This is a genomic window from Teichococcus aerofrigidensis (assembly GCF_054073225.1).
Genome location: NZ_JBSXMU010000019.1, coordinates 18,682 through 38,621, shown reverse-complemented (window position 1 = coordinate 38,621; position 19,940 = coordinate 18,682). Strand labels below are relative to the sequence as shown.

Sequence of the window (19,940 nt, the reverse complement as noted above, 5' to 3'; positions counted from 1 at the left end):
CACATGAGCGACAAGAAGCTTCACATCGCGCAGATGCGCTCGCCGCTCGGCCGGGTGCGCGGCATGGGCTCGGCCAAGCAGGGCTCGCATCACTGGTGGATCCAGCGCGTGACCTCCATCGCGCTGCTGCCGCTGATGCTGTGGTTCACCCTCTCGGTGGCCACCATGGGCGGCATCAGCTACGTCGAGACGATCGCCTGGATCGGCCACCCGCTGAACGCCGCGCTGCTGCTGCTGACCGTGGGCATCGCCTTCCATCACACCGCCTCCGGCCTGCAGGTCCTCATCGAGGATTATGTCGCGGACGAGTGGAAGCGCACCGCCGCGGTCCTGCTGATCAAGGGCGCCTGCCTGCTGCTCGCCGTGCTCTCGGCGGTGGCGGTGCTGAAGATCGCCATCTGAGCGCCGGGGCCGCCCGGCCGGGCGCGCCCCTGGCGATTGCTCTCTGCACAATCGGGCGCCCCCTTCGCGCGCCGAGCCAGTAACGGAAGATCGGGACGATGAACGCGATCACCATGCCTTCCTCAGGCGCCTACCGCATCGTGGACCACACCTATGACGTGGTGGTCGTGGGGGCGGGCGGCGCCGGGTTGCGCGCGACCTTCGGCATGGGTGCCGCGGGGCTGAAAACCGCCTGCATCACCAAGGTCTTCCCGACCCGCAGCCACACCGTGGCGGCGCAGGGTGGCGTCGGCGCGGCGCTCGGCAACATGGGCGAGGACGACTGGCGCTGGCACATGTACGACACCGTGAAGGGGTCGGACTGGCTGGGCGACCAGGACGCCATCGAGTACATGTGCCGCGAGGCGGTGCCGGCGATCATCGAGCTGGAGCACTTCGGCGTGCCCTTCAGCCGCACCGAGGACGGCCGCATCTACCAGCGGCCCTTCGGCGGCCACATGCAGAACTACGGCAAGACGCCGGCGATGCGCGCCTGCGCCGCCGCCGACCGCACCGGCCATGCCATCCTGCACACGCTCTACCAGCAGTCGCTGAAGCACAACTGCGAGTTCTTCGTCGAGTACTTCGCCCTCGACCTGATCATGGAGGAGGGCGCCTGCCGCGGCGTCATCGCCTGGTGCCTGGAGGATGGCTCGATCCATCGCTTCCGCGCCCAGACGACGGTGCTCGCCACCGGCGGCTATGGCCGCGCCTATTTCTCCTGCACCTCGGCGCACACCTGCACGGGCGATGGCGGCGGCATGGTGCTGCGCGCCGGCCTGCCGCTGCAGGACAACGAGTTCGTGCAGTTCCACCCGACCGGCATCTACGGCTCCGGCTGCCTCGTCACCGAGGGCGCGCGGGGCGAGGGCGGCTACCTCACCAATTCCGAGGGTGAGCGCTTCATGGAGCGCTACGCGCCGACGGCGAAGGACCTGGCGTCCCGCGACGTCGTCTCCCGCGCCATGTCGATGGAGATCCGCGAGGGGCGGGGCGTCGGCCCGCACAAGGACCACATCCACCTGCATCTGGAGCACCTGGGCGCCGACCTGCTGCACGAGCGGCTGCCGGGCATTTCCGAGACCGCGAAGATCTTCGCCGGCGTGGACGTGACCAAGGAGCCGATCCCGATGCTGCCCACCGTCCACTACAACATGGGCGGCATCCCGACGAACATCCACTGCGAGGTGCTGGCCGCGACCGGCACCGACCAGGACAAGGTGGTGCCCGGGCTGATGGCGGTGGGCGAGGCGGCCTCGGTCTCGGTGCACGGCGCCAACCGCCTCGGCACCAACTCGCTGCTCGATCTCGTGGTCTTCGGCCGCGCCGCCGCGTTGCGCGCCGCCGAGACCGTCAAGCCGGGCGCGACCCAGGCGCCGCTGCCGCCCAAGGCCGGCGAGGCCTCGCTCGAGCGGCTCGACCGGGTGCGCTACGCCAAGGGCGATACCTCGGTCGCCGATCTGCGCCTCAACATGCAGCGCACCATGCAGACCCATGCCGCCGTCTTCCGCACCGCCGAGCTGCTGAAGGAAGGCGTGGAGAAGATGGACAAGGTCGCCGCCGGCTATGCCGATATCCGCATCGCCGACCGCAGCCTGATCTGGAACAGCGACCTGGTCGAGGCGCTGGAGCTGGACAACCTGATCGGCAACGCGCTGACCACGGTGGTCGGCGCCGAGGCACGGCACGAGAGCCGTGGCGCCCACGCGCATGAGGACTATCCGGAGCGCGACGACGCGAACTGGATGAAGCACACTCTCGCCCGCGTGAACGAGAAGTACGATGTTTCCCTCGACTACCGCGACGTGAAGATGCGGACCCTCACCAACGAGGTTCAGGTCTTCCCGCCCAAGCCGCGCGTCTACTGAGGAAGGAGCGGGATCATGGCCACTTTCACCCTGCCCAAGAACTCGACCATCGGCACCGGCAAGACCTATGCGGCCGAGCCGGGCGCGAAGAACGTCAAGTCCTTCAAGATCTACCGGTTCGACCCCGACACGGGGGAGAACCCGCGCTACGACACCTACGAGATCGATCTCGACAAGTGCGGCCCGATGGTGCTGGACGCGCTGATCAAGATCAAGAACGAGGTGGACACCACGCTGACCTTCCGGCGCTCCTGCCGCGAGGGGATCTGCGGCTCCTGCGCGATGAACATCGACGGGATGAACACCCTCGCCTGCCTGAAGCCGATCGAGGATGTGAAGAAGGACGTGCGGGTCACGCCGCTGCCGCACATGCCGGTGGTGAAGGACCTGGTGCCGGACCTGACGCATATCTACGCGCAGCTCCGCTCGGTCGAGCCCTGGCTGAAGTCCGATACGCCGGCGCCGCCGGATGAGGAGCGCCGCCAGTCCAAGGAGGAGCGCGCCAAGCTGGACGGGCTGTGGGAGTGCATCCTGTGCTTCTGCTGCTCCACCGCCTGCCCCTCCTACTGGTGGAACGGCGACCGCTACCTCGGCCCGGCCGTGCTGCTGCAGGCCTATCGTTGGATCGCGGATTCCCGTGACGAGTATGCGGGCGAGCGCCTCGACAATCTCGAGGACCCGTTCCGCCTCTACCGCTGCCACACCATCATGAACTGCACCGCGACCTGTCCAAAGGGGCTGAACCCCGCCAAGGCCATCGGCAAGATCAAGGAGCTGATGATCGAGCGCCAGGGCTGAGGCCCGCGACGCCGGCGACGACGGACAAGGCCTGCCGGGAGACCGGCAGGCCTTTCCTTTTTCCGGCCGGCTTCAGCCGAGGGTCGGATCGGCCCCCAGCCCCGCCTCCGGACTGTCCTGCAGCAGGGAGCGCGCGGCCTGATGGTTCATGGTCGTGATCACCTTCCCCTCCTCCACGGAGGCGACGGCGGAGATCGGCAGGTAATGGTGCTGGCCGTCCTCGGAATCCGAGCGGGTTAGCTTGATGAAATCGCCCTCGACATGGTCCACGGTGCCAACATGGCGGCCGCAGGAGCCCAGGATTTCGGCGTGTTCGGTGATTTTGGACTTGTCGATCATTGTGGCTCTCCTCAATCATTGCTTCGATCGCGTCACGTTAACGAACGGCGCGAGGAAGGGATGCTTAAAAAGTCCGAGAAAACATAGATATCACTCTCACGGCTCATGTGCCGTATGAGCTCCGTTGGCTAACATCCCGTCTTGCCGAGCCGGGTATTAACCTTTATGCCGCAACGCGATGCTTGGCCCGACGATGCCGGGGGCGGCGCCGACCGCTCCATCCACCGCCGACGGACCGCTTCCCGCCTATCGCGCGAAGGTTGCGGCGGGCGAACTGCGTTCCGACTCCGCCCAGGCCCTGGCCGCCGAGACCCTGCAGGACCTCTGGCGCCGCACCCGCGGGTACGAGCCCCGGCATGAGGAGCCCGGCAAGGAGGGTGGCGGTTTCATGAGCCGCTTCTTCCGCCGCAAGCCGGTGGACGAGGCGCCGGGCGACGCGCCGCGCGGCCTTTATCTGGTGGGCGAGGTTGGCCGCGGGAAGTCCATGCTGATGGATCTCTTCTTCGCCTGCGCCGACGTGCCGCGGAAGAAGCGCATCCACTTCCACCAGTTCATGCAGCAGTCGCATCAGCGCATCCATGCCTGGAAGAGGCAGCATGGCGACACGGCCGACCCGATCCCGCCGCTGGCCGACCAGATCCTGGCCGAAGCCTCGCTGCTCTGCTTCGACGAGTTCCAGGTCCATGACATCGCCGATGCGATGATCCTGGGGCGGCTCTTCGAGGCCCTTTTCGCGCGCGGCACCGTCATCGTCGCCACCTCGAACACCGCGCCGGACGACCTCTTCAAGGGGCGGCCAGGGCGGGATGCGTTCCTGCCCTTCATCGCCCTGATCAAGAAGCACGTGGCGGTTCTGCAGCTGCAGTCGGCGCAGGATTACCGGCGCGACCGCATCCAGGGCCTGCCGACCTGGCACGTGCCCGCCGACGGGCGGGCCGAGCGGGCGCTCGACGCCGCCTTCAAGGAGCTGACCGGCCGGCCGCGCGGCGAGCCCGAGGTGATCAGCGTGCTGGGCCGCCGTGTCGAGATCCCGCAGGCGGTGGGCGGCGTGGCGCGGGCCGAATTCGACGACCTCTGCGGCAAGCCGCTGGGACCGGCCGACTACCTGGCCCTCGCGACCCACTACCACACCCTGGTGCTGGACGGGGTGCCGCGCCTGGGGCCGGACAATTTCGACCGGGCGCGGCGCTTCATCACCCTGATCGACACGCTCTACGAGCACCGCTGCAAGCTGGTGGCCTCCGCCGCCGCGGTGCCGGACCGTCTCTACGAGCAGGGCGAGAACGCGGCGATGTTCCAGCGGACCGCCTCGCGCCTGGTCGAAATGCAAAGCCACGATTATCTCGGCCTGCCGCATCTCACATGAGGTTGCGGCGGGCGGAAAAAAGGAGCCGACGATGCGCCTGATCCCGCTCTGCCTGCTCGGCCTGATGGCGGCCGCCATCGCGACGGCGGCCGCGCCTCCGGCCGAGGCCGCCGGCCGCGAGGCCGCAGCCAGCAAATCCTCCAAGGCCGCCCATCCCGCCCGCTCGGCATCCCGGCAGACCGCGTCGGCCTCGCGCAACGCGTCCCGCCCGGCTGCCGGCAACTACCGGGCCGTGGTGGCGCGGCCGGGACAGCTGATCGCCCCCGGCACCCGGCTCCGTCCGCAGGCCAAGGCGCCGGCGCGGCGGCAGGTCATGGCCTCGGGCTCCTGGCAGGCCGGGCTGCCGCTGGCCAGCGGAACGCAGCGCGAGTGTCCGGTGGGGACCATTTCCACCCTGGCGCGCGGTCACGATGATGTGGTTCGCTGCCTTCCGCTCTGACGGATGACGTGATCTGATCCGCCTCGGGAGCCACGCTATTTGGCGCTGGCCCGCCTTGCCCGCCCCGGTGGGGCGGAGTAGGTAGCCGCTGCACGTTCTCCGGAATTCGCCTCCCATCGTCAGCTCGGGAAGGAGCCTCTGTATGGCCCGCAAGAAGATTGCGCTGATCGGCGCCGGCAACATCGGTGGCACGCTCGCCCACCTGATCGGCCTCAAGGAACTGGGCGACGTCGTCCTGTTCGACGTGTTCGGCGGCGTCGCGGCCGGCAAGGCCCTGGACATCATGCAGTCCGGCCCTGTGGATGGCTTCGACAGCGCCATGTCCGGCGGCAGCGACTATGCCGCCATCGCCGGCTCGGATGTGGTGATCGTCACCGCCGGCTTCCCGCGCCAGCCCGGCATGAGCCGCGACGACCTGGTGGCCAAGAACGCCGGCGTCATCGCCCAGGTGGCCGAGGGCATCAAGCAGCACTGCCCGGACGCCTTCGTCATCGTCATCACCAACCCGCTCGACGCGATGGTCTGGGTGATGCAGCAGAAGTCCGGCCTGCCGCCCGAGAAGGTCGTCGGCATGGCCGGCGTGCTGGACAGCGCCCGCTTCCGCCTGTTCCTGGCGCAGGAGTTCAACGTCTCGGTCGAGGACGTGACCGCCTTCGTGCTCGGCGGCCATGGCGACACCATGGTGCCGCTGACCCGCTATTCCACCGTGGCCGGCATCCCGGTGCCCGACCTGGTGAAGATGGGCTGGTCCACCCAGGAGAAGATCGACGCCATCGTGGCGCGCACCGCCAATGGCGGCGGCGAGATCGTCAAGCTGCTGGAGAAGGGCTCGGCCTTCTACGCGCCGGCGGCCTCCGCCATCGCCATGGCGGAGAGCTACCTGAAGGACAAGAAGCGCGTCCTGCCCTGCGCCGCCTGGCTGACCGGCCAGTACGGCGTGAAGGATCTCTATGTCGGCGTGCCGGTCGTGATCGGTGAGAAGGGCGTGGAGCGGATCGTCGAGGTGGAGTTCACCGAGGCCGAGGCCGCCGCCTTCAAGAAGTCCTGCGCCGCGGTGCAGGAGCTGCTGGATGCCTCCAAGAAGCTGGTTGGCTGAAGGACCCCGCGCATGAACATCCATGAGTATCAGGGCAAGGAGCTGCTGCGGCGCTACGGCGTCGCGGTGCTCGATGGCCATGTCGCCTGGACCGCGGACGAGGCCGCCGAGGCGGCCGGGAAGCTGCCGGGCCCGGTCTATGTGGTGAAGAGCCAGATCCACGCCGGCGGGCGCGGCGCGGGGCGCTTCAAGGAGGACCCGAACGGCAAGGGCGGCGTGCGCGTCGTCAAGTCGGTCGAGGACGTCCGGGCCGCCGCCGAGGCGATGATCGGCAAGACGCTGGTGACCAAGCAGACCGGCGAGGCCGGCAAGCTGGTCAGCCGCGTCTATGTCGAGGACGGCTGCGACATCAAGCGGGAGCTCTATCTGTCCCTGCTGGTGGACCGCGAGACCTCGCGCGTGATCATCATGGCCTCCACCGAGGGCGGCATGGAGATCGAGGAGGTCGCCGAGCACAGCCCGGAGAAGATCCTGAAGGTCACGGTCGATCCGGCCGCAGGCATCTCCGGTTGGCACGCCCGCAAGCTGGCCTTCGGGCTCGGCCTGGAGGGCAAGCAGGTCGGCGTCTTCGGCAAGTTCGTGACGGCGCTCTACACGGCCTTCATCGAGCTCGACTGCGCCATCGTCGAGATCAACCCGCTGGTGGTGACCGGCGCGGGCGACGTGGTGGCGCTCGACGCCAAGGTCTCCTTCGACGACAACGCCCTGTTCCGCCACAAGGATCTGGAATCGCTGCGCGATGACAGCGAGATGGACCCGAAGGAGCTGGACGCGGTCAAGCACGACCTCAACTACGTCGCGCTCGACGGCGAGATCGGCTGCATGGTGAACGGCGCCGGCCTCGCCATGGCGACGATGGACATCATCAAGCTCTATGGCTCCTCGCCGGCGAACTTTCTCGATGTCGGCGGCACGGCGACGGCCGACCGCGTGACGGAAGCCTTCCGCATCATCACCTCGGACAGCAACGTCAAGGCGATCCTCGTCAACATCTTCGGCGGCATCGCCAAGTGCGACATGATCGCGACCGGCGTGGTGCAGGCGGCGAAGAACCTGACCCTGTCGGTGCCGCTGGTCGTGCGCCTCGAGGGCACGAATGTCGAGCTGGGCAAGCGGATCCTGGCCGAGAGCGGCCTGAAGATCATCCCGGCCGACAACCTGGCCGACGCCGCCGAGAAGGTGGTCGCCGCCGTGAAGGGAGCCAAGTAAGATGGCCATCCTGGTCGACGCGAACACCAAGGTCATGACCCAGGGCTTCACCGGAGCCCAGGGCACCTTCCATGCCGAGCAGGGCATCGCCTACGGCTCGAAGTATGTCGGCGGCGTGACGCCGGGCAAGGGCGGGCAGACCCACCTGAACCTCCCGGTCTTCAACACCGTGGCCGAATGCGCGGAGAGGACCGGGGCCACCGCCTCGGTCATCTACGTGCCGCCGCCCTTCGCGGCCGATTCCATCCTGGAGGCGATCGACGCCGAGATCCCGCTGATTGTCTGCATCACCGAGGGCATCCCGGTGCTCGACATGGTGAAGGTGAAGCGGGCGCTGTCCGGCTCGAAGTCGCGGCTGATCGGCCCCAACTGCCCGGGCGTGATCACTCCGGACGCCTGCAAGATCGGCATCATGCCGGGCCATATCCACAAGCGCGGCTCGGTCGGCATCGTCTCCCGCTCGGGGACGCTGACCTATGAGGCGGTGGCGCAGACCACCTCGGCGGGCCTCGGCCAGTCCACCTGCGTGGGCATCGGCGGCGACCCGGTGAAGGGCACCGACTTCACCGAGGTGCTGGAGATGTTCCTGGCCGATCCCGAGACGCAGTCGATCGTCATGATCGGCGAGATCGGCGGCCAGTCGGAGATCGAGGCGGCCGAGTTCCTGGCGCGCGAGAACAAGGGGCCGAAGGCCAAGCCGGTGGTCGGCTTCATCGCCGGCGCCACGGCGCCTCCGGGCCGCCGCATGGGTCATGCCGGCGCCGTCATCTCCGGCGGCAAGGACACGGCGGCGGCGAAGATGGACGCCATGCGGACGGCCGGCATCCATGTCGCCGAAAGCCCCGCCGCCCTGGGCTCGACCATGGTGAAGGCCCTGCGCGGCTGATGTTTGCTGCGGCGCAGCAATCCTTGCGGCGATACGGGCCCGCCATGCGGGTCCGGCATGCGCCTCTGCAAGAATCTGCGCCAATGTACTATCTTCCAGAGCGCCGTCCCTATATCGGGGGCGGCGCTGCCTTTTGTGGCACCTGAGACCGTGAGACACCGCCCCGCCCGATGGTGGTGCGGGCGAGGAGGAGATGATGGCCGGTATCGACATCCTGGCAAGCGCGATGACGGGGGCGAATGCCACCTTCCTCGCCGACCTCTATGCGCGCTGGGTGGAAAATCCGGACAGCGTGGACACCTCCTTCCAGGAGCTCTTCGCGGCCCTCAATGACGATGCCCGCTCGGTGCTGCACGACGCCACGGGCGCCTCATGGGCGCCCCGCCCGCGCGGGGGCTTCGCGCCCGAGCCCGAGGCCGCCCGGACGGATGGCAAGGCGGATGCGAAGGCGGCGGGCAAGGCCGGCGGCCTCGATCCCGCCGCGGCCCGCCGGCAGGCGCAGGATTCGCTTCGCGCCCTGATGCTGATCCGCGCCTATCGCGTGCGCGGGCATCTGGAAGCGAAGCTCGACCCGCTGCACCTGCAGACGCCCAAGCCGCATCCGGAGCTGGATCCGGCGACCTACGGCTTCACCGAAGCCGACATGGACCGGCCGATCTTCATTGACCGGGTGCTGGGACGCGAGACGGCGACGCTGCGCGAGATCGTGCAGATCCTCCGCGCCACCTATTGCGGCCCGATCGGCGTCGAGTTCATGCACATCCAGGACCCGGAGCAGAAGGCCTGGATTCAGCAGAAGGTCGAGGGCGCGCCCTGGTCCCGGATCTTCGACGCGGATGCCAAGCGCTCCATCCTGCAGCAGTTGACCGAGGCCGAGGGCTTCGAGGCCTTCTGCGCCCGCAAGTATGTCGGCACCAAGCGCTTCGGTCTCGAGGGCGGCGAAGTGACGATCCCCGCGCTGCAGACCATCATCGCCGCCGCGGCGAAGGAGGGTGTGGACGAGATCGCGATCGGCATGCCGCATCGCGGCCGGTTGAACACCCTGGTGAACGTGGTGAAGAAGCCCTTCACCCAGGTCTTCGCCGAGTTCAAGGGCGTGATGGCCAACCCGGACGATGTCCAGGGCTCGGGCGACGTGAAGTATCACCTCGGCACCTCGACCGACATCGAGATCGAGGGCCGGCAGGTCCATCTCTCGCTGCAGCCCAACCCCTCGCATCTCGAGGTCGTCGATCCGGTGGTGGTCGGCAAGGTGCGCGCGCGCCAGGACATGGCGGGCGACACCAAGGGCCGCCGCAGCGTCATGGGCATCCTGCTGCATGGCGACGCCGCCTTCGCCGGCCAGGGCGTGGTCTATGAGACGCTGGCGATGAGCCAGCTCATTGGCTACCGCACCGGCGGCACCGTGCATGTCGTGGTGAACAACCAGATCGGCTTCACCACCGTGCCGCTGCATGCCTATTCCGGCCTTTATTGCACGGACGTGGCCAAGTCGGTGCAGGCGCCGATCCTGCACGTCAACGGCGACGATCCCGAGGCGGTGGTGTTCTGCGCCCGGATGTCGGCGGAGTACCGGATGAAGTTCGGCGCCGATGTGGTGCTGGACATTGTCTGCTACCGCCGGCATGGCCACAACGAGACGGACGAGCCGGCCTTCACGCAGCCGCTGATGTACGCCCGGATCAAGCAGACGCCGACCACCCGCACGCTCTACGCCGAGCGTCTGGCCAAGTCCGGCGACGTGCCGGCCGAGGACGGCAAGGCCATGCTGGATGCCTTCAACGTCCAGATGGAGGAGGCCTACCAGGCGGCCCAGACCTTCAAGCCCAACAAGGCCGACTGGCTGGAGGGGCACTGGTCCGGGCTGAAGGCCGCCGGCTCGGAGGATGCCGAGAAGGAGGACGGCACCGCCGTGGCGCTCGACACGCTGCGCGAGATCGGCGCCGCGCTGGCGCGCCTGCCGGAGGGCTTCAACGCCAATTCCAAGATCGTCCGCCAGCTCGAGGCGAAGCGGAACGCCATCGAGACGGGCGAGGGGATCGACTGGGCGACCGGCGAGGCCCTGGCCTTCGGCTCGCTGCTGATCGAGGGACACCGCGTCCGCCTCTCGGGGGAGGACGTGCAGCGCGGCACCTTCAGCCACCGGCACTGCGTGCTGGTCGATCAGACCAACCAGGCCGAATACATGCCGCTGAACAACATCCGCGACGGTCAGGCGCGGATGGAGGCCTTCAACTCGCTGCTCTCCGAGATGGGCGTGCTGGGCTTCGACTACGGCTATACCCTGGCCGATCCGCAGACCCTGGTGCTGTGGGAAGCGCAGTTCGGCGACTTCGCCAACGGCGCGCAGGTGGTGATCGACCAGTTCATCGCCAGCGCCGAGACGAAGTGGCTGCGGATGTCGGGCCTCGTGATGCTGCTGCCGCACGGCTATGAGGGGCAGGGGCCGGAGCATTCCTCCGCCCGGCTGGAGCGCTACCTGCAGCTGTGCGCCGAGCGCAACATGGCCGTCTGCAACTTCACCACCCCGGCCAACTACTATCACGCCCTGCGCCGCCAGCTGAAGCGCAACTACCGCAAGCCGCTGGTGGTGATGACGCCGAAGTCGTTGCTGCGCCACAAGCTGGCGGTGAGCAGCCTGGCCGATTTCGCGCCCGGCAGCACGTTCCAGACCGTGATCCCTGAGACCGATGCCATCGCCGCGCCGGACCAGGTGAAGCGCGTCGTGCTCTGCACCGGCAAGGTCTATTACGATCTGCTGCAGGAGCGGCGCGACAAGGGCGTGAAGGACGTGGCCATCGTCCGTCTGGAGCAGATGTATCCCTTCCCGAAGAACAGCCTGGCCCGCGTTCTGGGCGAGTACAGGAATGCCGAGGTCGTGTGGTGCCAGGAGGAGCCCGAGAACATGGGCGCCTGGACCTTCGTGGACCGGCGGATCGAGAAGGTGCTGAAGGCGCTGGGCGGCAAGGCGACGCGCCCCGTCTATGTCGGCCGCGAGGAGGCGGCGAGCCCCGCGACGGGTTCGGCCAAGGTTCATCAGCAGCAGCAGGAAGCCCTGGTGCGTGAAGCGCTCAGCCTGTCCTGACGTTATTGCGAGCACGCACCGGTAAAGAAGCGAGACGATACATGACCGAGATCCTGGTTCCGACCCTGGGCGAGAGCGTGACCAGCGCCACCGTGGCGCGCTGGATGAAGAAGGCCGGCGAGGCGGTGGCAGCCGATGAGCCGCTGGTGGAGCTGGAGACGGACAAGGTCACGGTGGAGGTGAATGCCCCCGCCGCCGGGGTGCTGGAGGCGATCAGCGCCGATGAGGGCGCCGAGGTCGAGCCGGGTGCGCTGCTCGGCACCATCGCCGCGGGCGACGGCGCGGGCGCCGGGAAGGTTTCCCCCAAGGCGACCGAGAAGCCGGCGGAGAAGCCCACGGACAAGCCCGCCGGTGGCGCCGCTCCGAAGGTGGAGGCGCCGCGCCAGGAGAGCGGCCCGGTGTCGCGCCCGGGGGGCAGCGGCCATGCGCCGCTGCCGGCCGCCGCCAAGATGATGGAGGAGAACAGCCTCACCGCCGAGCAGATCGGCACCGGCACCGCCAAGGACGGCCGGGTCAGCAAGGGCGACGTGCAGGCCTTCCTCTCCCGCCCCGCCCCCGAGGCGCCGAAGCCCGCCGCCAAGGCGCCGCGCCCCCTGGAGGGCGGCGAGGAGCGGGTGAAGATGACCCGCCTGCGCAAGACCATCGCCAACCGGCTGAAGGAGGCGCAGAACACCGCCGCCATGCTGACCACCTTCAACGAGGTGGACATGACGGCCGTGATGGCGTTGCGGTCCGAGTACAAGGACGCCTTCGAGAAGAAGCTCGGCACCAAGCTCGGCTTCATGTCCTTCTTCGTGAAGGCCTGCGTGGCGGCGCTGAAGGACTATCCGGCGGTCAATGCCGAGATCGACGGCGACGAGCTGGTCTACAAGAACTTCGTGCACATGGGCATCGCGGTGGGCGGCCCCTCCGGCCTGGTCGTGCCGGTGCTGAAGAACGCCGACCAGATGTCCTTCGCAGAGATCGAGAAGAGCATCTCCAACTTCGGCAAGCGCGCCCGTGACGGCCAGCTGAAGCTGGAGGAGCTTTCGGGTGGCTCCTTCACCATCACCAATGGCGGCATCTACGGCTCGCTGATGTCGACGCCGATCCTGAACCCGCCGCAGTCGGGCATCCTGGGCATGCACAAGATCCAGGAGCGCCCGATGGTGGTGGGCGGCAAGATCGAGATCCGCCCGATGATGTACCTGGCGCTGTCCTACGACCACCGCATCGTCGACGGGAAGGAGGCCGTGTCCTTCCTGGTGCGCGTCAAGGAAAGCATCGAGGATCCGCGGCGCCTGTTGCTCGACCTCTGATCCGCGTGGCGGCCGGGGCTGTCCCCGGCCTGCCCTCACGGCCAGGATCGCCGCGCGCGGTCCTGGCCGTTTTGCTGTCCGGGCTTAGGAATCGATGCTGAGATTGAGCCGCGTCACCATCTCCTTCTCATAGGCGGCGCGGCGCACCACGAAGTCGCGATAGGCCTCGCTGTCGAGATAGGCGAGCGGCATGTCCCAGCGGTCGCGGATGGCGGTGTTCTCGGGCGAGAAGAGGGCGGTGCGGAAGGCGTCGTGCAGCGCGCGCACCACGCCCGGGTCCATCCCCTTCGGCCCGGCGATGCCGTAGGGCGAGGTCACGACCATGTCGTGGCCCAGCTCGCGCAATGTCGGCACGTCCGGCAGGCGGCTTACCCGCTCGGCGGTCCAGACGCAGAGGGCGCGGAAGGTGCCGGCCTCGGCCTGCGGCATCCAGGCGGAACTGTCGGCGATGCTGTCGATCTGCCGGCCCATCAGCGCGGTGACGCCCTCCGTCGTGCCCCGGAAGGGCACATGGGTGAGCTCGATGCCGGCCCGCGAGCACAGATCCTCCATGGCGATGTGGTTCGTCGTGCCGATGCCGCTGGTGGAGTAGGTCAGCAGACCCGGCTTCGCCTTGGCCGCCGCGACGAAGCTCGCCCAGTCCTTGTAGGGGCTGTCGCCGCGGACGACGACACCGAAAAGCCAGCCGGTGAGGCCGATGACCGGGGTGAAATCCTCCACCGGGTCCCAGGATTTGGCGCGGGTGAGGAAAGGGTGCCGCAGCACCGAGAGATGGTGCTGGGACAGGGTATAGCCATCGGGCGCTGCCTGCAGCAGTTGCTGCGCCCCCAACAGGCCGCGCGCGCCCGAGCGGTTCTCGATCAGCACGGGCTGGCCGAGGGTGCGGGTCGCGAGGTCGGCCAGGGAACGGATCTGCGCGTCCGAGGAGCCGCCGGGGGGCCAGGGCAGGATCAGGCGGATCGGCCGGTCGGGGAAGCGGCCCTGGGCCAGGGCCGGGCGGCTCAGCGAGGCGGCGCCGAGCGTCACGCCGGACAGGGCGAGCAGCCTGCGTCGCGACAGGGCGCGCAAGGGGTGATACGGCATGGATCGTCTCCCATCAGGGCGCCTTCACGGCGCCTCCTTCTGCGCGCCAGATTGGCAGAAGCCTTGCCCGCGCCGCAACAGGAGGAGTCGCGCCTTCACCGGCACCTGCGAATGGTGGCGCGTCGCCGCCACCCCCTTGCCGCGCGGGCGCTGGCGGGCCAGTTTGCCGGCCAGTTCTGCTTCGTCTCATCCTCCTGTCAGCCAAGGGTGCTTGCCCATGTCCGAGAGCTTCGACGTCATTGTCATCGGTGCCGGCCCCGGCGGCTATGTCTGCGCCATCCGGGCCGCGCAGCTCGGGCTGAAGGTGGCCTGCGTCGAGCAGCGCGAGACGCTCGGCGGCACCTGCCTCAACGTCGGCTGCATCCCCTCCAAGGCACTGCTGCAATCCTCGGAAAGCTTCGACGAGACGAAGCACAAGTTCGCCGAGCACGGCATCCTGGTCGATGGCGTGAAGCTCGACCTCGCCCGCATGCAGGCGCGCAAGGGCGAGGTCGTGACGGCCAACACCAAGGGCGTCGAGTTCCTGTTCAAGAAGAACAAGATCACCTGGCTGAAAGGCAAGGGGAAGATCCTCGCCGCCGGCAAGGTGGAGGTTGCCGGCCAGACCTACGAGACGAAGAACATCGTCATCGCCACCGGCTCCGACAGCGCGCCGCTGAAGGGCGTCGAAGTGGACGAGAAGCAGATCGTCACCTCGACCGGCGCGCTGGAGCTGGAGAAGGTGCCGGGCCATTTCGTGGTCATCGGCGGCGGCGTGATCGGGCTGGAGCTGGGCAGCGTCTGGCGCCGCCTGGGCGCGGAGGTCACGGTGATCGAATATCTCGACCGCCTGGTGCCCGGCATGGACGCCGAGACCGCCAAGCAGTTCGAGCGGATCCTGACCAAGCAGGGCATCAAGTTCCGGCTGAAGTCCAAGGTGACCGGCGCGGCGAAGTCGGCCGATGGCGTGACGCTGACCGTCGAGCCCGCCGCCGGCGGCGCGGCCGAGGAGGTCAAGGCCGATGTGGTGCTGCTGGCCATCGGCCGCCGCGCCTATACCGAGGGTCTGGGCCTCGCCGAGGCCGGCGTCGAGCTGGACGAGCGCGGCCGGGTGAAGACCGACAGGCATTTCGCCACCAACGTTCCGGGCGTCTACGCCATCGGTGACGTCATCGCCGGGCCGATGCTGGCGCACAAGGCCGAGGATGAGGGTGTCGCCCTGGCCGAGCGGCTGGTCGGGCAGGCCGGGCACGTCAACTACGGTGTGATCCCCGCCATCGTCTACACCTGGCCCGAGATCGCCAGCGTGGGCGAGACCGAGGAGGAGCTGAAGGCGCGCGGACAGGCCTACAAGGTCGGCAAGTTCCCCTTCATGGCCAATGGCCGCGCCCGCGCCATGGGTGACACGGACGGCTTCGTGAAGATCCTGGCCGACAAGGAGACGGACAGGGTGCTCGGCTGCCACATCCTGGGCCCGGATGCCGGCACGCTGATCGCCGAGGTCGCCATCGCCATGGAATTCGGCGCCAGCGCCGAGGATGTGGCGCGCACCTGCCATGCCCACCCAACGCTGTCGGAGGCGGTGAAGGAGGCGGCGCTCGCCGTGGACGGCCGGCCTCTGCACATCTGAGGCGGGACATTCGAGACGGGGCAGGGGAGGGATCTCCCCCGCGCCCGGGAGGCGATGCGGCATGTCCAGGGTGACCCGGGCCACCCAGGCCCTCGACAGGGCGGGGATCGCCTTCGCCCTCCGCGAATATGCCTATGATCCGGAGGCCGCAAGCATCGGCCTCCACGCCGCCGGCGCCATCGGCGAGCCGCCGGCGCGGGTACTCAAGACGTTGATGGCGGCGGTGGACGGCCGGCCGGTCTGCGTCGTCATCCCTTCGGACCGCGAGGCCAGCATGAAGCGGCTGGCCGCGGCCTTTGGCGGCCGCCAGGCGCGGATGCTCAGCCCGGCCGAGGCGGAGCGGATCACCGGCTATCACGTCGGCGGCATCAGCCCCTTCGGCCAGCGGCGCGCCGTGCCGGTGGCCATCGAGGCCTCCGCGCTCTCCGAGCCCTACATCTTCGTCAATGGCGGGCAGCGCGGCCTGCAGCTCCGGCTCGATCCCGCCGCGGCCCTGGCGGCGCTGGGCGGTCGGGCGGCCCCGCTGATCGCATGACCTCCGGCTTGAGATGGCGGGCCGGACGGGCCATCTGCGGAGCATGGTCGCTCTCCGCCCGTCCTGGAAACGCCGGCTTGCCGGGTGGAGCCTCCTTCTCCTGGGCGTGATCGGCCTGATCCTGCCTCTGCTGAACGGGACGATCTTCCTGCTGCTGGGCCTTTTCGTGCTGCGGGAGCAGTATGTCTGGTCGCAGCGCTGCCTCGCCTGGTGCGATCGCCGCTGGCCGGGACGCCTGGACTCCCTGGCCGCGGTGGAGGCGAAGATGCTGCGGTGGTGTCGCGAGACCGGGGGCCGGCTGCGCCGCCGCCTGGGGCTGGGTTGAGGCCGGGCCGCCTCGGGGAGTTGTCGCCACCCGCCATTGACTTGGCGCGATCTCCCCCTCGAAACTGCGCCAACTATCCATATGGGGACCTCGGATGAGCTGCCGCGATCATGTTCTGGCGGGTTTGGACCTGAGGAATTCCCTGGGCATCGAGGTCGGCCCCCTGGCCTCGCCGCTGGTGACGCGCGCCGAGGGGCGGATCATCTATGTCGATCACATCGACACGGCGGGCCTGCGCGCGAAGTACGCCGGGCGCCCCGGCATCGATGTCGAGAACATCGTCGAGGTTGACGCGGTCTGGGGCGACAAGACGCTGCGCGAGGCCGTCGGGGAGGGCGTGACGGCCGACTACCTGTTGGCCTCCCACCTCATCGAGCATGTGCCGGACCTGCTGGGCTGGCTCGAGGAGGCGCGCTCGGTGCTCCGTCCCGGCGGCAAGCTGCGGCTGGTGGTGCCGGACCGGCGCTTCACCTTCGACTATCTCCGGCGCGAGAGCCGCCTGTCGGACGCCCTCCACGCCAGCCTCGTGAAGGCGCGGGTGCCGCAGCTGCCGGCGCTGCTGGATCACATCCTGGAAGCCGTCACCCTCGATGCGCGGCAGGCCTGGCAGGCGTCGCCGGACCCGGAAAGCCTGCCGCGCATCCATGATCTCGGCCTGGCCCAGCGCATCGGGCAGGATGTGCTGGAGAACGGCACCTATCACGACGTGCATTGCTGGGTCTTCACCCCCGCCTCCTTCGCCGGGCTGATGGAGCGTGCCTCCGGGCTCGGCCTGGTGCGGTTCAGCTGCGAGCGGTTCTTCGACACCGCGCCCGACGAGGTGGACTTCACCGTGGCCATGGAGGTCAGCGATGACCCCGCCGCCGCCGCCGCGAGCTGGCGCCGCATGCGGGAGGCCTGCGCCGACCTGCCACCACGTGCGGCGGCGACCGTCGCGGCTCCCACGCCGGCGGAGCGGGAGGCGGAGCATGAAGCCCTGGCGCGGGCACGCGAGGAACGGGCCGAGCAGCGGGTGCGCGCCGAGCTGGCCCCTCAGCTCGCCGCGCTGCAGCAGGAGAAGGCGGCCGTGCTGGCGGAACTCGCGGCGATGCGGGCCTCGCGCCTCTGGCGCCTCCTCTCCCCCTGGCGCCGGCTGCGGGGGCAGCACCACGATACCATCCCGGCGGCCGCGTCGGCGCAGCCCGGCGCCCTGGCGAAGGGCGAGCGCCTCGGCTCCTCCACCGCGCCCCAGGCGCATGGCGGATGAGCTAGAGCATTTGTTCTTGCGAGCATCCTCACCCGATCAGGTCCTTCGACCTGATCGGGATCTGCTCTAGTCGGCCCGCGGATGTGCCTTCCGCCAGCTGTCCAGCAGCCGGGCGGCATCCACGCCGGTATAGCGCTGGGTGGTGGAAAGGCTGGCATGGCCCAGCAGTTCCTGGATGGCGCGGAGATCCGCGCCGGCGCCCAGCAGATGGGTGGCGAAGGAATGGCGCAGCGCATGCGGCGTGGCGCTCTCCGGCAGGCCGGCCAGCCGCCGGTAGTGGCGCAGCGCCCGTTGCGCCACCGCCGCATCCAGCCTGCCGCCCCGCGCGCCGAGGAACAGGGGCTGATCGGCTGAGGGATGGCCGCGCAGGCGCAGATAGGCCGCCACGGCCTCCGCCACGGCCGGCAGGACCGGGACGACGCGCTCCTTCTGCCCCTTTCCGCGGATCCGCAGGCCGATGCCGGCCCGTGGCGCGTCCCGCACATCCAGCCCCAGCGCCTCGGAGATCCGCAGGCCGCAGCCGTAGAGCAGGGTGAAGAGGGCCTGGTCCCGCGCCGCCAGCAGGGGGTCGGCCTCTACGCTGCCGGCGTCGCGCGCCACCTCCCGCGCCTGCTCGGCGGTCAAGGGCCTGGGCGCGGGGGGGACCACCCGGGGGCCGCGCAGCCCCGCCAGCGCCACGGGCGTCATTCCATGGCGCCGGGCCAGGAAGCGCAGGAAGCCCCGGATCGCCGCCAGTTGCCGCGCCCGGGTGGCATTGCCGACACCGTCGCGCATCGCCCGCTCGGCCAGGAAGGCGCGCAGATCGGCGGGGCGGAGCGCTGCCAGCGCGGCAAGGTCCGGCTCGCCGCCGAGATGCCGGCTGAGGAAGCCCAGGAAGTCCGCCAGATCGGCGCCATAGGCGGCCAGGGTGTGCGGGCTGGCGCGCCGCTCGCGCGCCAGCCAGTCCAGCCATTGCTCGCGCGCCGCCAGCCCGGTCGCGGGTTCCGTCATCGCAAAAGCGCCGTGGCCAGGGCGCGGGCGAGGAAGAGCAGCTGCGCCGCGCTGCCCCGCGCCGGCAGGTCCGCCACGCCGCGCGCGCCCAGCACCAGCAGGGCGGGAGGGCCAGGCAGCGGAACGCGGACCAGCGCGTCGGAGGTGATCAGCCCGGCGGCCTCGGCATGCAGCAGGGAAAGGTCGGTCGGCCTGGTGCGCAACAGCGCGTCGCGGCCGGCCGGCATCAGCCGGGCGACGCTGCCCGCCGGCAGGAAAAGCCGGTGCGCCGAGGGCAAGTCCTCCGTGGCCAGGGCGCAATGCGCCAGGCCGAGCAGGGCGGGCCATTCCTGGTGCACCGTCTCGGCCGGCTCATGGCTGGCGATCAGGGCCAGGATGGCGGCGCGGATGCGGGCGGCAAAGCCGTCGCCCTCGCGCAGGGCATCGGCCATGTCGCGCGTCGCGGCGCGCTCGGCGGCCAGCATCGCCGCCATGTGGTCAGTCAGCGTCTCGCCATGGACGCGGCGCGGCGGCGCCAGCATCCGGTAGAGATCCGGCCGTTCCGCCAGGAAGCCGGGATGGTCGCGCAGCCAGGCGGCGACGGCATCCGGGTTCACGGCGGCAGGGCCGGGCCGGGTCAGGCGCCCCGCCTCACAGGATGCTCTGCCCGGTTTTCTTCCAGTCGGCCAGGAAGGCCTCCAGGCCGCGATCGGTCAGCGGGTGGCGGATGAGCTGGCGGATCACGGCGGGGGGCAGCGTCGCCACCTCGGCGCCCAGCTTGGCCGCCTGCACCAGATGGACCGGATGCCGCACCGAGGCGACCAGCACCTCGGTCCGCAGCGCCGGATAGGCGCGGTAGATCTGCACGATGTCGGCGATCAGCTGCATGCCGTCCTGGGCGATGTCGTCCAGCCGGCCGACGAAGGGCGAGATGTAGGCAGCCCCCGCCTTCGCCGCGAGCAGCGCCTGGGCGGCCGAGAAGCAGAGGGTGACGTTGACCGGCGTGCCCTCGTTGGACAGGGCGCGGCAGGTGCGCAGCCCGGCCTCGGTCAGCGGCACCTTGACCGCGACGTTGCGGGCGATGTCGCGCAGGTAGCGGCCCTCGGCCAGCATGCCCTCGTAATCCGTCGCGGTCACCTCGGCCGAGACCGGGCCGGGGGTGATCTCGCAGATCTCGGCGATCACCTCCGCCATCCGCCGCCCCGACTTGGCGATCAGCGAGGGGTTGGTGGTGACGCCGTCGACCATGCCGAGCTCGGCGAGGGCGCGGATCTCGGAGACCTCGGCGGTGTCGACGAAGAACTTCATGCTGGGAATCCCGTGGGGGCCGCGGGTGTCCCGCCGCCGT

At 69.4% G+C, this 19,940-nt stretch carries 19 protein-coding genes; 14 read left to right on the top strand and 5 right to left on the bottom strand.

Annotation, left to right across the window (positions count from 1 at the left end):
* Positions 1-3: 3 nt before the first annotated feature.
* The 3 genes from sdhD to ACVMLK_RS06830 all read left to right on the top strand — a co-directional run bounded on the left by sdhD (position 4) and on the right by ACVMLK_RS06830 (position 3,107).
* Positions 4-402, top strand: coding sequence for a succinate dehydrogenase, hydrophobic membrane anchor protein (gene sdhD / locus ACVMLK_RS06840; RefSeq protein ID WP_198366504.1), 399 nt, complete (start codon positions 4-6; stop codon positions 400-402).
* Between the two features lie 98 nt (positions 403-500).
* Positions 501-2,309 carry a succinate dehydrogenase flavoprotein subunit gene (gene sdhA / locus ACVMLK_RS06835; protein WP_457485961.1) on the top strand — a complete coding sequence of 603 codons (1,809 nt, stop codon included), beginning with the start codon at positions 501-503 and terminating at the stop codon, positions 2,307-2,309.
* A gap of 15 nt (positions 2,310-2,324) precedes the next feature.
* Complete coding sequence (locus ACVMLK_RS06830) at positions 2,325-3,107, top strand: succinate dehydrogenase iron-sulfur subunit (protein WP_198366506.1); 783 nt, start codon at positions 2,325-2,327, stop codon at positions 3,105-3,107.
* A gap of 72 nt (positions 3,108-3,179) precedes the next feature.
* Here ACVMLK_RS06830 and ACVMLK_RS06825 read toward each other — a convergent pair whose 3' ends face one another.
* A complete protein-coding gene (locus ACVMLK_RS06825) occupies positions 3,180-3,446 on the bottom strand; it encodes a DUF2171 domain-containing protein (RefSeq protein ID WP_422923109.1) in 267 nt (88 codons plus the stop codon).
* Positions 3,447-3,624: 178 nt separating this feature from the next.
* Here ACVMLK_RS06825 and zapE point away from each other — a divergent pair, with 178 nt between their 5' ends.
* The 7 genes from zapE to odhB all read left to right on the top strand — a co-directional run bounded on the left by zapE (position 3,625) and on the right by odhB (position 12,825).
* Positions 3,625-4,812, top strand: a complete 1,188-nt coding sequence (zapE, locus tag ACVMLK_RS06820) for a cell division protein ZapE (RefSeq protein ID WP_457485960.1) — start codon at positions 3,625-3,627, stop codon at positions 4,810-4,812.
* Positions 4,813-4,843: 31 nt separating this feature from the next.
* Positions 4,844-5,251, top strand: a complete 408-nt coding sequence (locus ACVMLK_RS06815) for a hypothetical protein (RefSeq protein WP_457485959.1) — start codon at positions 4,844-4,846, stop codon at positions 5,249-5,251.
* Between the two features lie 142 nt (positions 5,252-5,393).
* Positions 5,394-6,347 (top strand): malate dehydrogenase, encoded by a 954-nt coding sequence (gene mdh / locus ACVMLK_RS06810; protein ID WP_198366510.1) that lies wholly within the window; start codon positions 5,394-5,396, stop codon positions 6,345-6,347.
* Between the two features lie 12 nt (positions 6,348-6,359).
* Positions 6,360-7,556 carry an ADP-forming succinate--CoA ligase subunit beta gene (gene sucC / locus ACVMLK_RS06805; protein WP_198366511.1) on the top strand — a complete coding sequence of 399 codons (1,197 nt, stop codon included), beginning with the start codon at positions 6,360-6,362 and terminating at the stop codon, positions 7,554-7,556.
* Position 7,557: 1 nt separating this feature from the next.
* A complete protein-coding gene (sucD, locus tag ACVMLK_RS06800; RefSeq protein WP_198366512.1) occupies positions 7,558-8,442 on the top strand; it encodes a succinate--CoA ligase subunit alpha in 885 nt (294 codons plus the stop codon).
* 196 nt (positions 8,443-8,638) lie between these two features.
* Entirely contained in the window at positions 8,639-11,527 is a 2,889-nt protein-coding gene (locus tag ACVMLK_RS06795) for a 2-oxoglutarate dehydrogenase E1 component (RefSeq protein WP_457485958.1), read from the top strand.
* A 41-nt stretch (positions 11,528-11,568) separates the two neighbouring features.
* On the top strand, positions 11,569-12,825 hold the full coding sequence (odhB, locus tag ACVMLK_RS06790; RefSeq protein ID WP_198366514.1) for a 2-oxoglutarate dehydrogenase complex dihydrolipoyllysine-residue succinyltransferase: 1,257 nt from the start codon (positions 11,569-11,571) through the stop codon (positions 12,823-12,825).
* A gap of 84 nt (positions 12,826-12,909) precedes the next feature.
* Here the strand turns inward: odhB and ACVMLK_RS06785 are convergent, their stop codons facing one another.
* Complete coding sequence (locus ACVMLK_RS06785; protein WP_457485957.1) at positions 12,910-13,908, bottom strand: tripartite tricarboxylate transporter substrate binding protein; 999 nt, start codon at positions 13,906-13,908, stop codon at positions 12,910-12,912.
* 217 nt (positions 13,909-14,125) lie between these two features.
* Here ACVMLK_RS06785 and lpdA point away from each other — a divergent pair, with 217 nt between their 5' ends.
* From lpdA to ACVMLK_RS06765, 4 genes are all read left to right on the top strand, one after another.
* A complete protein-coding gene (gene lpdA / locus ACVMLK_RS06780) occupies positions 14,126-15,517 on the top strand; it encodes a dihydrolipoyl dehydrogenase (RefSeq protein WP_457485956.1) in 1,392 nt (463 codons plus the stop codon).
* A gap of 61 nt (positions 15,518-15,578) precedes the next feature.
* Complete coding sequence (ybaK, locus tag ACVMLK_RS06775; protein ID WP_457485955.1) at positions 15,579-16,052, top strand: Cys-tRNA(Pro) deacylase; 474 nt, start codon at positions 15,579-15,581, stop codon at positions 16,050-16,052.
* 13 nt (positions 16,053-16,065) lie between these two features.
* Positions 16,066-16,377 (top strand): PGPGW domain-containing protein, encoded by a 312-nt coding sequence (locus ACVMLK_RS06770; RefSeq protein ID WP_198366518.1) that lies wholly within the window; start codon positions 16,066-16,068, stop codon positions 16,375-16,377.
* 94 nt (positions 16,378-16,471) lie between these two features.
* Complete coding sequence (locus ACVMLK_RS06765) at positions 16,472-17,623, top strand: methyltransferase domain-containing protein (RefSeq protein ID WP_457485954.1); 1,152 nt, start codon at positions 16,472-16,474, stop codon at positions 17,621-17,623.
* Between the two features lie 66 nt (positions 17,624-17,689).
* Here ACVMLK_RS06765 and ACVMLK_RS06760 read toward each other — a convergent pair whose 3' ends face one another.
* Genes ACVMLK_RS06760 through fsa form a run of 3 tightly spaced genes read right to left on the bottom strand, consistent with a single transcriptional unit; the run spans position 17,690 to position 19,900 of the window.
* Complete coding sequence (locus ACVMLK_RS06760) at positions 17,690-18,613, bottom strand: tyrosine recombinase XerC (protein ID WP_457485953.1); 924 nt, start codon at positions 18,611-18,613, stop codon at positions 17,690-17,692.
* On the bottom strand, positions 18,610-19,209 hold the full coding sequence (locus ACVMLK_RS06755) for a hypothetical protein (RefSeq protein WP_422923124.1): 600 nt from the start codon (positions 19,207-19,209) through the stop codon (positions 18,610-18,612). The genes ACVMLK_RS06760 and ACVMLK_RS06755 overlap by 4 nt, the downstream gene beginning before the upstream one ends.
* A gap of 34 nt (positions 19,210-19,243) precedes the next feature.
* Positions 19,244-19,900 carry a fructose-6-phosphate aldolase gene (gene fsa / locus ACVMLK_RS06750; RefSeq protein WP_198366522.1) on the bottom strand — a complete coding sequence of 219 codons (657 nt, stop codon included), beginning with the start codon at positions 19,898-19,900 and terminating at the stop codon, positions 19,244-19,246.
* Positions 19,901-19,940 lie beyond the last annotated feature (40 nt).

Excerpts from the sequence above, each read along its gene's own strand:
- ACVMLK_RS06815 (WP_457485959.1), top strand. The coding sequence starts at position 4,844 with ATGCGCCTGATCCCGCTCTGCCTGCTCGGCCTGATGGCGGCCGCCATC.
- ACVMLK_RS06770 (WP_198366518.1), top strand. The coding sequence starts at position 16,066 with ATGGCGGGCCGGACGGGCCATCTGCGGAGCATGGTCGCTCTCCGCCCG.
- ybaK (WP_457485955.1), top strand. The coding sequence starts at position 15,579 with ATGTCCAGGGTGACCCGGGCCACCCAGGCCCTCGACAGGGCGGGGATC.
- lpdA (WP_457485956.1), top strand. The coding sequence starts at position 14,126 with ATGTCCGAGAGCTTCGACGTCATTGTCATCGGTGCCGGCCCCGGCGGC.
- ACVMLK_RS06760 (WP_457485953.1), bottom strand. The coding sequence starts at position 18,613 with ATGACGGAACCCGCGACCGGGCTGGCGGCGCGCGAGCAATGGCTGGAC.
- sdhA (WP_457485961.1), top strand. The coding sequence starts at position 501 with ATGAACGCGATCACCATGCCTTCCTCAGGCGCCTACCGCATCGTGGAC.
- ACVMLK_RS06785 (WP_457485957.1), bottom strand. The coding sequence starts at position 13,908 with ATGCCGTATCACCCCTTGCGCGCCCTGTCGCGACGCAGGCTGCTCGCC.
- fsa (WP_198366522.1), bottom strand. The coding sequence starts at position 19,900 with ATGAAGTTCTTCGTCGACACCGCCGAGGTCTCCGAGATCCGCGCCCTC.
- sdhD (WP_198366504.1), top strand. The coding sequence starts at position 4 with ATGAGCGACAAGAAGCTTCACATCGCGCAGATGCGCTCGCCGCTCGGC.
- ACVMLK_RS06825 (WP_422923109.1), bottom strand. The coding sequence starts at position 3,446 with ATGATCGACAAGTCCAAAATCACCGAACACGCCGAAATCCTGGGCTCC.
- odhB (WP_198366514.1), top strand. The coding sequence starts at position 11,569 with ATGACCGAGATCCTGGTTCCGACCCTGGGCGAGAGCGTGACCAGCGCC.
- sucD (WP_198366512.1), top strand. The coding sequence starts at position 7,558 with ATGGCCATCCTGGTCGACGCGAACACCAAGGTCATGACCCAGGGCTTC.
- ACVMLK_RS06765 (WP_457485954.1), top strand. The coding sequence starts at position 16,472 with ATGAGCTGCCGCGATCATGTTCTGGCGGGTTTGGACCTGAGGAATTCC.
- ACVMLK_RS06830 (WP_198366506.1), top strand. The coding sequence starts at position 2,325 with ATGGCCACTTTCACCCTGCCCAAGAACTCGACCATCGGCACCGGCAAG.
- zapE (WP_457485960.1), top strand. The coding sequence starts at position 3,625 with ATGCTTGGCCCGACGATGCCGGGGGCGGCGCCGACCGCTCCATCCACC.
- ACVMLK_RS06795 (WP_457485958.1), top strand. The coding sequence starts at position 8,639 with ATGGCCGGTATCGACATCCTGGCAAGCGCGATGACGGGGGCGAATGCC.
- sucC (WP_198366511.1), top strand. The coding sequence starts at position 6,360 with ATGAACATCCATGAGTATCAGGGCAAGGAGCTGCTGCGGCGCTACGGC.
- mdh (WP_198366510.1), top strand. The coding sequence starts at position 5,394 with ATGGCCCGCAAGAAGATTGCGCTGATCGGCGCCGGCAACATCGGTGGC.